We start from the raw sequence: 14722 nt of genomic DNA, 5'->3' as shown, positions 1-14722 counted from the left end.
GCGGGAGGTTATTTCGTTCTGTATCAGAGGGTTCGGTTCAAAATCGGCGGAGGTGGGATGACCAGGCAGGGCTTCGTCCGTCGATTGCGGCTGTCGCCGCCGCGCATGCCGGGCGGCGAGGTGAGCCTGCAATCGCCCCCGGAGGTGCCGCGGGTCATCCCCGGAAACCTGCTCATGAAGTTGATGCCCGTCATCATGCTCGTCGCCGTGATCGGGATGATCGCGCTGCTGATCACCGTGGGCGGCCGAGACGTCACCCGCAATCCCATGTTCCTGCTCTTCCCGATGATGATGATCATGTCGATGGCCGGCATGTTCATGGGTGGCGCCAAATCGGGCAAGGCTGCCTCGGAGCTCAACGAGGAGCGCAAGGACTTCTTCAGCTACCTGGCCGGGTTGCGGGACGACGCCGAGCAGACCGGCGCGGCGCAGCGGGCGACTCTGCAATGGAGCCATCCCGACCCACGGACCCTCGTCGACCTGGCGGGCACGCGCCGGATGTGGGAGCGCCGACCCACCGACAACGACTTCTGCCACGTCCGTGTCGGCGTGGGCACCCATCGCCTGGCCACCCGTCTGTTGGCCCCTGAGACCGGACCACCCGAGGACCTGGAGCCAGTGTCCACCGTGGCGCTGCGACGCTTCGTCGCCACGCACTCGGTGGTTCACGCCCTGCCGACCGCGGTGTCGCTGCGGGCGTTTCCGACGATCAGCTTCGACGGTGACCGCACCCAGATCCGGCAGCTGGTTCGGGCGATGGTGCTCGAGCTGTGCACCTTTCACGGTCCCGACCACGTGCAGATCGCGGTCGTCACGTCGAATCCCGACAACGCGAACTGGAAGTGGGTGAAGTGGCTGGCCCAGGCCCAGCACGAGACGCTGCGTGACGGCTGCGGGACGATGCGGCTGCTGTATCCGACACTGGAGTTGTTGGAGAGCGCGCTGGAGTCCGACCTCTCCGAACGGGGCCGCTTCAACCGCAATTCGCAGCTCGCCGACGGCCAGCGGCACCTGGTCGTCGTGATCGACGACGGGTACGTCACCGGGGACGAGCGGTTGATCACCGACGCCGGTCTGGACAGTGTCACCGTCCTCGACCTCAACGGTCCCCGGGACGGGTCCGGGTCACGGCGCGGCCTGCAGCTCGTGGTCGACGGCGACGACGTCGGGGCGCGGACGGCGGCAGGCGTCGAACACTTCGCCAAGGCCGACGAACTCAGCCTGGCCGAGGCCGAGGCGACCGCGCGCACGTTCAGCCGGTTCCGGCCGGGCGGCGCTGCGCACATCGTCAACCTCGAAGCCAACGTCCGGGCCACCGATCCGGGCCTGATGGCGCTACTGAAGATTCCCGACGCCGCCGAGATCGTCCCGGAGGAGGTGTGGCGGCCCTCCTCGCCGCGCAAACGGCTGCGTGTTCCGGTCGGCATCACCCCGTCGGGGCAGCCGCTCGAACTGGACATCAAGGAGTCCGCCGAGGGCGGCATGGGGCCGCACGGCCTCTGCATCGGTGCGACGGGTTCGGGCAAGTCGGAGTTCCTGCGCACCTTGGTGCTGGCGATGGTCACGTCCCACTCCCCGGAGGCGCTCAACCTCATCCTGGTGGACTTCAAGGGCGGCGCGACGTTCCTGGGCCTGGACGGCCTTCCCCACATCGCCGCGATCATCACCAACCTCGAAGACGAGCTGACGATGGTCGACCGCATGCGCGACGCGCTGGCCGGTGAGATGAACCGCAGGCAGGAACTGCTGCGTTCGGCAGGCAACTTCGCCAACGTCGGCGACTACAACCGCGCGCGGGCCGCAGGCACACCGCTGGAGCCACTGCCGGCGTTGTTCATCGTCGTGGACGAGTTCTCCGAGTTGCTGTCTCAGAAACCGGATTTCGCCGAGCTGTTCGTGATGATCGGGCGGCTCGGCCGAAGTCTGCACATTCACCTGCTGCTGGCATCGCAGCGACTGGAGGAAGGCAAATTGCGCGGGCTGGACTCCCACCTGTCATACCGGATAGGCCTGAAGACGTTCTCCGCCGGCGAATCCCGTAGCGTGCTGGGCGTTCCGGATGCCTACCACCTGCCCAGCGTCCCTGGTTCGGGCTTCTTGAAGTGCGACGCCAACGAGCCCATGCGCTTCACTGCGTCCTACGTCTCCGGTACTTACTCCAAGCCTCGCCTGTCCTCGACCAGTGGCAGGCCATCGACGCTGGGCAACCGGGCACCCAAGCTCTTCACCGCGACACCGGTAGAACGGGATTCGGCTCCCGTCGCGTCGCCGGACCCCGACGTCACCGAGCCCCAGACCGAGACGTCCGCGTCCTCGACGCGGACGACGCTGCTCGACGTGGTGGTCGGCCGGCTGCACGGGCACGGCAGGCCAGCGCACGAGGTATGGCTGCCCCCGCTGGAGGCCAGCCCCGCCGTGAACGCCCTGCTGCCTGACTCCAACTGGAGCGACCCCCGAAACGTCAACGGACGCTTGCTGCTTCCCGTCGGCGTCGTCGACCGGCCCTACGACCAGCGACGCGACGTCCTCGTCCTCGACCTTGCCGGCGCGAAGGGGAACGTAGCCATCGTCGGCGGCCCGCAGTCGGGCAAGTCCACGGCGCTGCGCAGTCTCATCATGGCCGCGGCCGCAACCCACACCCCCGAGCAGATCCAGTTCTACTGCCTGGACTTCGGCGGCGGCACACTGGGCAGCCTCAGCAGCCTCCCGCATGTCGGCAGCGTGGCAGGCCGGATGGATTCGGACCGCATCCGTCGCACCGTCGCCGAGGTGACCGGGATCCTGCGGGCGCGCGAGGAGCGGTTCCGCGAGCTGGGAATCGAGTCGATGCGTGACTTCCGGCAGCGCAAGGCGACCCTGGCCGCCATGCCGCCGGCGGAGGCAGCCCGAGACCCGCTGAGCAGCGACCACTTCGGCGACGTCGTGCTCGTCATCGACGGATGGGCCACCATCAAAAGCGACTTCGACCTGCTCGAACCGGCACTCCAGGCCATCGCGATCCAGGGCCTGTCCTACGGCGTCCACCTCGCGATCACCGCCACGCGGTGGATGGAGATCCGGCCCGCCGTCAAGGACATGATGGGCACCCGCGTCGAGCTGCGCATGGGCGACCCGATGGACAGCGACGTCGGCCGCAAGTTCGCCGAACTCGTGCCCGTCGGGCGACCAGGACGTGGGATGAACCCCGAACGGCTGCACATCCTCATCGGCCTGCCCCGCCTGGACTCGTCGTCGGACGTCGAGGATCTGCCTGCCGGAGTCGCCGCGGCCTGCGCGACGGTGCGCGCGGTCTACGGCGACCGGGAGGCGCCACGGGTTCGCATGCTTCCGCACGACGTCGACCGCGCTGCCGTCACCGCCGCCGCCCGCGACGCAGGCGCACTGGGCAGAAACAAGGTGGCCATCGGCGTCAGCGAATCGGAGCTGGCGCCCGTGGTCCTGGACTTCGACACCCAGCCGCACCTCGTCGTGTTCGGGGACTCCGAGTGCGGCAAGACCGGGCTGCTGCGCAACATCGCCGCGGGCCTCACCGAGGGCTCGACGCCGGAGGAGTGCAAGATCGTCGTCGTCGACTTCAGACGGACGCTGCTGGGTGCGGTGGAGAACGACTACCTGAGCGCCTACGCGACCGCCGCGCAGTCCTGCGGTGAAGCCATGACCGAGCTCGCGGCCACGCTCAAGGAGCGACTGCCACCCAGCGACGTCACCCAGCAGCAACTCCGGGACAGGTCGTGGTGGCAGGGCCCCGACGTCTACGTCCTGATCGACGACTACGACCTGATTCCCGGTGGGTCGATGAACCATCCGCTGGGCCCGCTGCTCGAGTACCTGCCCCAAGCGCGCGACGTGGGTCTGCGCGTGATCATCGCCCGCCGCATCGGTGGGGCCGGGCGGGCCATCATGGACCCCATCATCGGGCGTCTGAAGGACCTGTCGTGCCACGGCCTCGTGATGAGCGGGACCAAGGACGAGGGCGCACTGTTCGGCTTCAGACCCCAACCCATGCCACCCGGGCGGGGAATGCTGATGTCACGGTCGGTCAACTCCGACGTCATCCAACTGTCACGGATGCCCGACCTGTGACCGAACTCGCCGCGCCGAGAACCGATCTCGACTCGACCGGGCACGAGGCAATGTCACCGCTGCCCGAGCTGGTGCGGGTCGCGGTTGTCGGGCAGCACCGACAGCTCGACCTGTCCCTTCCGCTCGACGTCCCCGTTGCCCTGCTCGTGCCCGAGGTCGTCCGCCTGTTCGACGGCGCCGAAGACCTCCCCAAGGACGTGGTCTGGGGGCTCGTCGGAGCCGAGTCCGGGGCACTCCTGGCACCCGACGACACCCTGCGCGGCGCCGCGGTGTCCCAGGACGACGTCCTCTATCTCCGGGGCCGACGCACACTTGCGATCCCCACGCTGTACGACGACGTGGTCGACGCCGCGGCTCACCTCAACCAGTCGGGCCATCCCGGTTGGGATCCGGCGGCGGCCGGCCGCATCGCCTACCTCGGGGTGTGCCTGGCCGCCGCGGCCTGGGTCTACCTCGTGCTGGTCGACGCATCGAGCCCGCGGCGGGCCGCACTGCTCGGCCTGTCCGCATTCGTCGCCGTGACGCTGCTCGTCGTCGCCGCGATCTTTCCGCGGTCCGGCGGATCACCCCAGTCCGGCGCAGTCCTGGGGTGGGCCTGTCTTCCCATCGCCGCGGCCGGCTGCTGGGCCGGCCTTTCGCCCTACGGCAGTCTGGCCCTCGCCGGCGGGGCGCTGGCACTGATCCTGCTCTGCGTGGCGGGGTACCGCCTCGTCGGTGCCGGCGCGGGGGGCTTCACCGCGGCCGGGGTGTTCTTCGCCTGCGGCGCAATCGCATCGGTGATCCATGCGGCTGGCGTCACCGGCTTCGGGGCAGCGGTGTGGCTGGCAGTCGGGGCCACGGTCGCGACGCTCGCCGTCCCCAGGTTGACCGCGCGGTTGGACTATTCCCGCCCCGCCCGACCCGATCCGACGGACGGACAGGAATCGACGGGAACCGCCCCACCGCCCGGCGGCGAGGACGTCGGACGGCAAGTGACCCGGGCCCGTTCGCTGCGCGCCGGGCTGTACGCCGGTTTGGCGGTCGGCGCCTGTTTCGGGGGGGCAGCAGTCGCTTGGGCTGGGCCTACCCCATCTTGGCCCGCCCTGACGTTCGGCCTGGTGTGTGCCGCGGCGCTGGGGCTGCCGCGCCCCGGTGCCCGCACCGGTTTGGCGCGGGCCGCGTTGGGCCTGCCTGCGGTGGCTCTGGTCGTCGCGGTCGCCTTCGCCGCGGTACGGGGCGACGAACCGACGTCGGTGGCGGGCGCCTCGGCGCTGCTGGCGTGTGCGATCGTGCTTGCCGCCGTCGGGGCCGGGTCTGGGTCCGCCCGTCGGCGCCCTCGGTGGCGGGCGCTTCTCTCGCTGTGTTCGTACCTCGCGTTCGGCCTGGTTGTGCCCAGCGCCCTGTGGGCGGTCGGGGGCTATGCGAGTTGGGGTGTCGGGTGAGGCACTGGGCTCGGATGGCGGCCGTGTGCCTGTTCGTCGGCGGCATCGTGGCTTGGCCGGCGCCGGCGGCGGCCATCGGACCGCCGATCATCGCACCTGGTCCGCCACCCACGGGTCCCGTCGCCCCGATGGACCCCACCGAGCAGAAGACGGTGTGCGCACAGGCCACCACCCTTCCCGGCACCCAGTTCCAGCGGCGACCGGCCGGTGACATGATGCTCGACTACAGCGCCGCCTGGCGATTCTCCCGGGGGGCGGGCCAGAAGGTGGCGGTGATCGACACCGGCGTCTCCCCCAACCCCAGATTGCTCGCGCTGGAGCCCGGTGGCGACTACGTCTCGTCGTCGGACGGTCTGGCCGACTGCGACGCGCACGGCACCCTGGTGGCCGGGATCATCGCCGCCGCGCCCAGCCCCGCCGACGGGTTCAGCGGCGTGGCACCCGAGGCGGCCATCCTGTCCATCCGGCAGAACAGCGGCGTGTACTCGGTGAAGGGAACGGGGCCGGCCCAGGACGATCCCAACGCGACGTCGGCGGGTTACGGCAACACCCGGACGCTGGCCTACGCGATCGTGCGGGCCGTCGACCTCGGGGCGACCGTCATCAATCTGTCCGAGGCCGCGTGCGCCCCGGTGGGGACGGACATCGACGACGCCGCGGTCGGGCAGGCGGTGCGCTACGCGTTCGAGCGCAACGTCGTCGTGGTCGCCGCCGCGGGAAACATTGCCTCACAAGGCATGTGCAGCGCACAGAACGGAATGGGTGATCCGAACCTACCGGTGGCCGACGCGTGGGCATCGGTGCGCACGGTCGCCAGCCCGGCGTGGTTCTCCGAGTACGTCCTGACCGTCGGCGCCGTGACGACGGCCGGTCGGCCCGCGGATTTCTCGCTGCACGGACCGTGGGTCGACGTCGCGGCGCCCGGCGAGCAGATCACGTCGCTCAGCCCGACCGGGCCGGGCCTGATGAACGCGTGGCTGGATCCGACGGCCGGTCCGGTACCGGTGAACGGCACGAGCTTCGCGGCCCCCTACGTCTCCGGAATCGTCGCGCTGGTGCGGTCGCGGTTCCCCGAGATGTCCGCAGGCGAGGTGATGGAGCGGATCAAGCGCACGGCCCGGACGGCGGCGTCGGGTTCGGATGACACCGTCGGCTACGGCGTCGTCGATCCGGTGGCCGCGCTCACGTTCGAGGTGCCGGCCAGGCCATCGGCCCCCGACGCCGTGGCCGCCGTGGCCGCGCCGGCGCCGGTCGGCTCGGCGGACCACCGGGCGCGCAACCTCGGGCTCGTCGTCCTGCTCGGATGTGCCGTGCTCGCAGCGATCGCGATCACCGTGCTGGACATGCCGATGCGCAAGTAGGCAACCCATGAAACTCCGCCGGACGAACTAGGGAGCGACCGTGACAGATCAGAACCAACTCGAAGCCCAGGACCGGCAACCGGCGTCGGACGACGTGGACAGCCGGGCCGCTGACTTGATGGCACGTCTCGCCGCGCGGCAACGGCAGCACGACGCCGCGCCAACAGAACCCGTCTCAAGCGCCGAACCCGACGAGCCGGCGCCGCCATCTGAACCGCCCAGGGCCGAACCAGAATCCGAATTGGTCAGCCCACCAGCTCACCGCCCGCCGGCACTCGGCAGGCCCGACGAACACCAGCCGTCGGCAGTGCCGGCGGGCGCGCCTGCGGAGCCCGGTCCGGTCGAGAGCCCCGACTGGCCGCCGGCGCCGGCCGACGTCGACCCCCCGCCGTCGGACGTAAGGAAACGCACCGGGCGCCGGATGGCCGCGCCGCCGTGGCAGCCGGCGGTCGATCCGCCGGGTGAGGGGCCCCCCACACCGGCGGACCGCGGTCTCGACACGTCGCCTGGCGCCGACGAGCCGGGGCGTGGACGTCCAGTGCCACCACCCCCACCCCCGCCACCTCCCGGCTGGAACGGTCTGCCGCCCCCTCCGGGCTGGCCTGGCCCGCCGCCGTGGATGCCACCCCGCCGACACGGGGTTCCGACGACGCCCCCGTCGGCGGGTGGCGAACCGGGGTCCCGCCGCCAAGCTCGGCCCCCGGCGAGACCGTCGCCCGCGCAAGGCCGCCGGGACGGTGCAGGCTCCGTCGGCGACGGTCCCCGGGAGGTGACGCGGCTGCGGACGAACCGGCCCTTCGACACCGATGACTCCCTGGGCGATGAGCAGTTGACGCCGCAATTCGGTTGGCGGCGAATGTTGTATCGGGCGACCAAGGGCCGGGTCAACCCGGGTGTTTCGCAGAAGGACCGTGAGCAGCAGGCCCTGCTGGAGCAGATCAGGCAGCCGCTGGCCAGCGACTTCCGGATCGCAGTGCTCTCGATCAAGGGGGGTGTCGGGAAGACGACGACCACCATCGGGCTCGGTTCGGCATTTGCCATGGTGCGCTCCGATCGCGTCATCGCGGTGGACGCGAACCCCGACCGCGGCACCCTGGCCGAGCGCATCTCGGATTCGTCGACCTCCTCGACGGTGCGCGACCTGCTGCTCGACCCCGACGTCTCGCGCTACGCCGACGTGCGCCAGCACACGCGCCTGGCACCCAGCCGACTCGAAGTGCTGGCCAGCGTGCAGGATCCCGCGGTCGCAGAGATATTCGGGGAGAGCGACTACCGACGCACGATCGAGATCCTCCAAGCCCACTACAACATCATCTTGACCGACTGTGGGACAGGGATCATGCACTCCTCGATGGCGAGCGTGCTCGACCTGGCTCACGCATTGGTGCTCGTCAGCTCACCGGCTGTGGACGCCGCGCGCAGCGCCGCGGCGACGCTCGACTGGCTGACCCAGCATGGCTACGGGATATTGGCGCGGGAGTCACACGTGGTGCTCAGCGGTGCTCAAGCCGGTGGAGGATCGCCCGCGTTCGACGAGGTGTTCCAGTACTTCGAGGCGAGAAGCGGGTCCATTCACGTCGTCCCGTTCGAACCGCACCTGGCCAGAGGGGCCGACGTCGACTTCGCCATGCTGTCACCGGACGCGGTGCGCACGTACCTGGAACTCGCCGGTGCCGTGGCCACCAAGTTTTCGCGGGTGCGTTGAGGCGGCGCACAGGTCTTTTCACTGATTTTTCAGATCAGGTGTCCGTGAACGAATCCCGGTCACTTGCCGTTTATACGTCTTGAAGCGCACTTCCTTACGGCTTCGTATCAAAGATTTCGGGGCAACACGGACTTCTCCGGGGGCGCTGTCCCCGGTCCGGACGAAGGGCAGGCGTTCCGATGGCCAATCGAATTCCAGAGGCAGAGAAGTTCCCGCGCGACGGCGCCCCGGAGAGCGCGCTGGGCACCAGCCTGAAACCCCGTCATATCACGATGATCTCGATCGCCGGCGTCATCGGCGCCGGCCTGTTCGTGGGCTCGGCGAACGCCATCAAGGAGGCGGGACCCGCGGTCCTCATCTCATACTTCCTGGCCGGCACCCTGGTCGTGCTGGTGATGCGGATGCTGGGCGAGATGGCGACCGCCAATCCCGACACGGGCTCGTTCTCCGTCTACTCCGAGCGCGCGCTGGGGGGCTGGGCCGGATTCTCCACCGGCTGGCTGTACTGGTGGTTCTGGGTGCTGGTCATCCCCGTCGAGGCGACGGCGGCGGCGTCCATCCTGTCCGACCTGGTGGGTTGGCCCCAGTGGGTTTGGGCGCTGACGGTGACGCTGCTGCTCACCGCGACCAACCTCATCAGCGTCGGCAACTACGGTGAGTTCGAGTTCTGGTTCGCCCTGATCAAGGTGGTCGCCATCGTGGCGTTCATCGGAATCGGTGCGGCTGCGATCTTCGGGCTCATTCCGGACTCTCAGGTCAGTGGCATCCACTCCCTGTGGGAGCCAGACGGTTTCATGCCCAACGGCTTCGGCGCGGTCATCGCGGGCATGTTGGTGACCATGTTCTCGTTCATGGGAACCGAGATCGTCACCATCGCCGCCGCCGAGTCGCCCGACCCGACCACCGGCATCAGCAAGGCTGTGAACTCGGTGATCTGGCGAATCTCCCTGTTCTACATCGGGTCGATCTTCGTCATCGTCGCGCTGATGCCCTACGACAGCCTCGACAACGGCTCCTACCAGACCACCCTGGAGGCCATCGGAATCCCAGGCTCGAAGATCGTCATGGACCTGGTCATCCTCACGGCCGTCGCCTCGTGTCTGAACTCTTCGCTCTACACCGCCTCTCGGATGCTGTTCTCCCTCGGTCAGCGTCGGGACGCGCCGGCACTGGTCGGCAAGCTCACCGGCAACGGCGTGCCGTGGGTCGCGGTACTGGCCTCGATGGTGGTGGGGTTCTTGGCGGTGATCGGCAACTACCTGCTGCCGGAGAAGATCTTCGGCTACCTGCTCGCGACGAGCGGCGCCATCGCCTTGTTCGTCTATCTCGCCATCGCGGTCAGCCAGTTCGTACTCGGCCGCACCATGCGCGCGGCGAAAGAGCGGGCACCCGTCAAGATGTGGCTATTCCCCTATCTGACGGTCGCGGTGATCGTCGCGATCGTGGCGGTACTGATCCTGATGGCCTTCGACCCCGATCAGCAGTCGGCGACCTTCCTGTCGCTCATCTCGGCGGCGTTCATCGTCGGGGCCGGAGTCTTCGTCCACCGACGTCGCAGCCACGAGACGGAGACCTCGAGGACCTAGGACTCGCGCCGACTTGCTGTAGCCGATGACCACGCGGGCCCCGAACAAGGTGTTCCAGTGACTACGGTGGAGGCGACCTGGATATCAAGCGCCCACACCACGGGCGGGTTGGGGCGGCGCACAGGTCTTTTCGCTGCCTTGCCGGATCCTGTTGGGGCCTACTCCGTCTCGTCGTGGACTGGGCGGTCCTGTTCCCCGAATGCGTTGAGCAAGAACGCCTGTCGGTCAGCGACGAGTTTGACCGCAGCCTGCGCGGCCTCAACGATCTGGACCGCCAAGGCATCGGCCCCGTCCCGGTACGCGCGCTCGTGCAACCACAATCCGGTCAACGCGCCCCAACCATCTACCTGCACGCGCACCGACCGGTCGGCATTGCTGACAGTGACCGAAAGCGAGTCGATCTGTTCGTTGAGCGCCACCGTGAGGTCGCGCTGTCCGACGAGGCGTTCGTTCACGTTATCCGCATCATCGTCGGGTCAGTTCGACACGTGCCGATCGGACCGGCGCCGACGGACATCAGCGGCCTGAGCTAAGCGCACTTCTGCTCCAGGATCTCCCGCAGCGTCTTGCGCCCTCGATGCAGGCGCGACCCCACCGTCCCCACCGGAATGTCGAGGATCGTCGCGATTTCGGTGTTCCGGTAACCCTCGACGTCGGCGTAGAAGACCGTTTCCCGCAGGTCACTCGGCAAACACCTGAGAGCGAGGACGGCAGCCTCCGGCAGCGCGGACAACACCTCCAGCTCGGCCGACTGCCGAGCGCGCGCTGGAAGTGAACCCCCGATGGCGAGTTGCTCTTCGGTTATCTCGCCCCTGAGCTGCTCAGATGGCCGTCGCTGCGCGCTCCGATAGGAATCGACCCAGGTGTTCACCATGATCCGGCGGAGCCATGCCTTGAGGTTGGAGCCCTCGCGGAAGGAGCCGTAGGACTGGAAGGCCTTGAGGATCGTCTCCTGGACTAAATCTTCGGCATCGGCCCGTTGTACGCATAGGTTCCACGCCTGCTGGAGCAGATGATCAGTCAGCGGAATGACCGCGTCGGCGAATCGTGATGTTTGCGCGTCGGGCGCAATGTCAGACGTCGCACGTGCGCGCTGTTCTGCAGGGAGACTGCGCAAGCGGCGTACATATATCAAGGTTTGTCGCTGCGGAGGCGCCGAGGGGGCATCCGCATCTAACGATTGCTTCACAAAAGTCCTTTCATACAAGGTCTTTTCACTGCAGAACTCGCTGTTTGCCGAGGTCATCATTCAAGAACGACGATATGCCGAACTTTCCGATGCCGCATCTGCCAAAGCTCGGTTCGCTCGGATTTCCCGAGCGGATGACCCGCGACACTATGTTTGCTGACATCAGGTAAGCAACGAGGTGGACAGGCGGCGCGACATCCGCTCCCCCAAACGGCCGGACCGAGCATCGCCACCGATCAGTGACGGCACTGCCGTCGCGCACTTCGGCCAACCGAGTCGGGCAACGCAGCTCACCTGTCGACCCCTCATCGACCCTGAGCAAATGCTCAAGGGGTCGGCCGAGTCGTGGTGAGACGTCGATAAATCGAGGTCAAAGACATTACGAGAGGCTCCGACGTGTGTCGTTCGGCCCGTGTCGAGCGGGCGATTCGACGCCACGCGCTCATCGACACATCTACCGTGCCAACCGATTCGAGGGCGTTTGTGCGGCGTACGGCATCACCGGACCGCCGCGCTACCCTGAGCACATGCTCAAGCTAATCTTCGCGTGCTACCGCCAATAGCCGCGTGACCCCGCACCGGACACGTCCGTCAGCAAACGCCTCCGACGCAGCCGAGCACCCGATCGCAGGGAATTTGGGGACGTCGAGAATTCATGATTTTTTAACAGTCGAGAGCCTGTGCATCCGGCCGCACCGGCGCGCATGCCGTCCAGGGTGCTCGCGGGGCCCTCGGGCCGGGCCGCCGGCACGCCGTTACGTGCGCCGAAGCGCGTGATCGCGCTCGGTCCGATGGTCGGGTCCGTTTGGCAGCGCTGGCCGTTCCTCAGGCGGTCAAGCCGGGCCCAGCCAGGCGTCGGGCTCGGCGTCCTCGTCGAACCCCCGGAGCCGGGTCTCGGCGCGTTCCAGATCGTCGTCGGTACAGAGATTCAGGCCCTGAATGACGGCTGCGCTGACACCGCGGGCGGCCAGTTCGCGTCGTCGAGAAACTTGCTGGCGTATAGCGGAAAGTTGGCAAAGTAAGAGGATTTCGTCGGCCAATTCCTTTGCGGGCCTTGCCAGCTCGCGTTCGTCGAGCTTGAGCGCCACGGGTAGGCCGCGTTCGGTCGTGCTGACCTGAATGCCGCCACTCGGGGAACGCAACGATCGGTCCACGGCGGTGTCCTCACCCAAACGTTCGTACATGTGGAATCGAGCTTAGTAGGACGCACACCGGCCCACGTGGCGACGAGGGCGAGAGCGTCCCGTCGTCCGGTATGCGCAACGCCTAGCGCGCCGACCCGATGAAGCCGACGATGTGGCGGCCCACGACGTCGGGCTGTTCGAGCTGCAGAAAGTGCCCGGCGTTGTCGACGATCGCCAAGTCACTGCCCTCGGGCAGCACCCGCTGCACCCAGGGCGCGAAATCCGCTGTGGCGCAACCGTCGTCGCGACCATGCAGATACAGGGTGGGCAGCACGGGCGCCGACAGCCAGTGCCGGTGCAGCTCGGCGTACTGGGCAGGCGGCTTCGAGTTGCGCACGGTCGCGCGGTAGTAGCCCAGCGCGGCCCGCCACCGCCTTCGGGCGCCGATCGCCGCGTCCACATGCCGAATGTCGTCGGCGGCGTGATAGCCGGGCGACCACTGCTTCCACAACCGGGGCACCACCCACGCCGCCGACCGGTCCGGCAGCCAGGGCACCTGGAAGTAGAGGATGTACCAGCTGCGCAGCATCTGCCTGGGCAGCTGTGCGGCCAGCCGCAGACCGTGGGGCACCCGGCCCAGCGGACGGAACGCGGCAGCGAGTGGCACCGACATGATGACGGCGCGGTCGAACGGACTGTCGGGCATCGCCGCCAGACCGGTACCCGCCATCGCGCCCCAGTCGTGTCCGATGACGACGTCACGCCCCGTCGGCCCGGCCGCTTCAAGGACGCGCAGGGCGTCGTCCATGAGTGCCCCCACGTGATAGCTGCGGTCCGACGGGACCGAGGACGGCACGTAGCCCCGCATGAAGGGGGCGACCACCCGCCAGCCCGCGTCGGCCAGCACGGGGGCGACCTTGCGCCAGCCGTAGGCGGTGTCGGGAAAACCGTGCAGGCACAGTGCGACCGGACCGTCTTCGGGACCCCACACCAGCGCCCGCAGCTGCCCGGCGGGTGTGGTCACGTCCAACCAGCGCGGGGACATCAGATCGGCTGGAATTCGGAGACCAGCCACTGCTCGCCGACCTTGTCCAGGGTGACCCGGACGCTCGACGCGGTATTGCTCGGGGCGTTCTCCCCGACGGCGACGGTCTGGTTGACGAACAGCAACACCACGGCGTGGTCGGCGTAGGCGGAGACCGAGGAGGCCGCCGGGACTTCGGTGACCGCGGAGATCTGCTGCTCCTTCGCGCCGGGGACGACGACCGTGTCGATCATCGAGCTGTAGGTGTCGCGGAACGCGCCGGTGAGCTGTTCCTTGGCGGCCCCGAGTTGCTGTTCGACGGTCTGCGGCTCGTAGGTCAGCATCGCGATCGTGATGCTGCGGGCCGCCCTCACCGAGTCCTCCCGCGCCTGATCCGCGCGGTCGGCTTCGGCGTCGCGCCAGAACAGGTAACCGCCGGCGACGGCGAGCACCAGCGCGAGCACAGGCAGCACGCCGTAGGCGAACACCCGCGGCCACTGGATCGGGCGGCGGGCGGGCGGGATCTGGTCGGCCGGGCTCTCCTCGGCGGGGGTCTCCGCGAGGGCAGGCGCTTCTTCGGCGGAGGTCTCCTCGAATTTCGGGGTGTCGGTCACTGTACGAACTCCACCTGCGACACCTTCGCGCCGCCGTCGACCCGCTGTACGGTGAGCCGCATTCGCCACGCGCGCGGAGCCTGTTCCGGCGCACCGGCGTTCGACGACTGCACGGTCACCGCCACCAGCACCTCCGCCGTGTCATCGGTCGACGACTCCAGCCCCGCTTCGCCGAGCGTGCCGACCGATTTCGACTTCGCCTCCTTGACCACCTCGAGGAACGGCTCGGCCCGCTTCTGGAAGTCGTCGTAGAAGGTGCCGGTGGCCACGTCGAGAACCCGCTGCACGTCGGCGTCGGCGCGCTCCCAGTCGATCGTCGTCAGGCTCTGCGCGGCCTGGCGGCCCACCTGCAGGAACAGGTCACGCTGCTTCTGCGCCTGGTGCGCCTCATAGGCCTGGTAGCCGAACCAGCCGGTCAGCCCGGCGAGGACCACGACCAGCACCAGTCCGGCGATGAGCACCGCGCGCACCGGCGAGTGGTCGTCGTGCGTCTCCTCACCGTCGACAGTGGCGTCGACCGCGGGCTCGTCGACGACAGTCGCGGTCGGTTCGCCGTCGAGCGCGGGGCCATCGTCTGCCAAGGTCTGCTCCTCTGCGGCACCCGGGATCACCTCA

At 68.5% G+C, this 14722-nt stretch carries 11 protein-coding genes; 5 read left to right on the top strand and 6 right to left on the bottom strand.

Translation table 11 applies throughout. The annotated features are described in order from the left end of the window. Positions 1 to 57 precede the first annotated feature (57 nt). From eccCa to I7X18_RS07570, 5 genes are all read left to right on the top strand, one after another. Positions 58 to 4083: a type VII secretion protein EccCa gene (gene eccCa / locus I7X18_RS07590; RefSeq protein ID WP_193047699.1), complete on the top strand. Its 4026-nt coding sequence runs from the start codon at positions 58 to 60 to the stop codon at positions 4081 to 4083. Then, entirely contained in the window at positions 4080 to 5504 is a 1425-nt protein-coding gene (gene eccD / locus I7X18_RS07585) for a type VII secretion integral membrane protein EccD (RefSeq protein ID WP_193047700.1), read from the top strand. The genes eccCa and eccD overlap by 4 nt, the downstream gene beginning before the upstream one ends. Continuing rightward, a complete protein-coding gene (gene mycP / locus I7X18_RS07580) occupies positions 5501 to 6865 on the top strand; it encodes a type VII secretion-associated serine protease mycosin (protein WP_404822843.1) in 1365 nt (454 codons plus the stop codon). Before eccD ends, mycP begins: the two co-directional genes overlap by 4 nt. A gap of 40 nt (positions 6866 to 6905) precedes the next feature. Then, the gene (locus I7X18_RS29530) at positions 6906 to 8570 is read left to right on the top strand and encodes a MinD/ParA family ATP-binding protein (RefSeq protein WP_232375431.1); all 1665 of its coding nucleotides are present in this window, start codon (positions 6906 to 6908) and stop codon (positions 8568 to 8570) included. Positions 8571 to 8749: 179 nt separating this feature from the next. Continuing rightward, entirely contained in the window at positions 8750 to 10156 is a 1407-nt protein-coding gene (locus I7X18_RS07570; RefSeq protein ID WP_226864227.1) for an amino acid permease, read from the top strand. A gap of 158 nt (positions 10157 to 10314) precedes the next feature. Here I7X18_RS07570 and I7X18_RS30080 read toward each other — a convergent pair whose 3' ends face one another. From I7X18_RS30080 to I7X18_RS07540, 6 genes are all read right to left on the bottom strand, one after another. After that, on the bottom strand, positions 10315 to 10515 hold the full coding sequence (locus I7X18_RS30080) for a hypothetical protein (RefSeq protein ID WP_408632903.1): 201 nt from the start codon (positions 10513 to 10515) through the stop codon (positions 10315 to 10317). A gap of 170 nt (positions 10516 to 10685) precedes the next feature. Further along, positions 10686 to 11405: a sigma-70 family RNA polymerase sigma factor gene (locus tag I7X18_RS07560; RefSeq protein ID WP_193047702.1), complete on the bottom strand. Its 720-nt coding sequence runs from the start codon at positions 11403 to 11405 to the stop codon at positions 10686 to 10688. A 773-nt stretch (positions 11406 to 12178) separates the two neighbouring features. Further along, complete coding sequence (locus I7X18_RS07555; RefSeq protein ID WP_226864228.1) at positions 12179 to 12529, bottom strand: DUF2694 domain-containing protein; 351 nt, start codon at positions 12527 to 12529, stop codon at positions 12179 to 12181. Between the two features lie 82 nt (positions 12530 to 12611). Next, entirely contained in the window at positions 12612 to 13514 is a 903-nt protein-coding gene (locus I7X18_RS07550; protein ID WP_404822844.1) for an alpha/beta fold hydrolase, read from the bottom strand. After that, positions 13514 to 14107 (bottom strand): hypothetical protein, encoded by a 594-nt coding sequence (locus I7X18_RS07545; RefSeq protein ID WP_193047703.1) that lies wholly within the window; start codon positions 14105 to 14107, stop codon positions 13514 to 13516. Before I7X18_RS07545 ends, I7X18_RS07550 begins: the two co-directional genes overlap by 1 nt. After that, positions 14104 to 14688: an Rv1363c family protein gene (locus I7X18_RS07540; RefSeq protein ID WP_193047704.1), complete on the bottom strand. Its 585-nt coding sequence runs from the start codon at positions 14686 to 14688 to the stop codon at positions 14104 to 14106. The genes I7X18_RS07545 and I7X18_RS07540 overlap by 4 nt, the downstream gene beginning before the upstream one ends. Positions 14689 to 14722 lie beyond the last annotated feature (34 nt).

It is taken from the genome of Mycolicibacterium baixiangningiae (assembly GCF_016313185.1).
Taxonomy (GTDB): domain Bacteria; phylum Actinomycetota; class Actinomycetes; order Mycobacteriales; family Mycobacteriaceae; genus Mycobacterium; species Mycobacterium baixiangningiae.
Note: the sequence above shows the minus strand (reverse complement) of the source record. Positions and strands in the feature narration are given on the sequence as shown.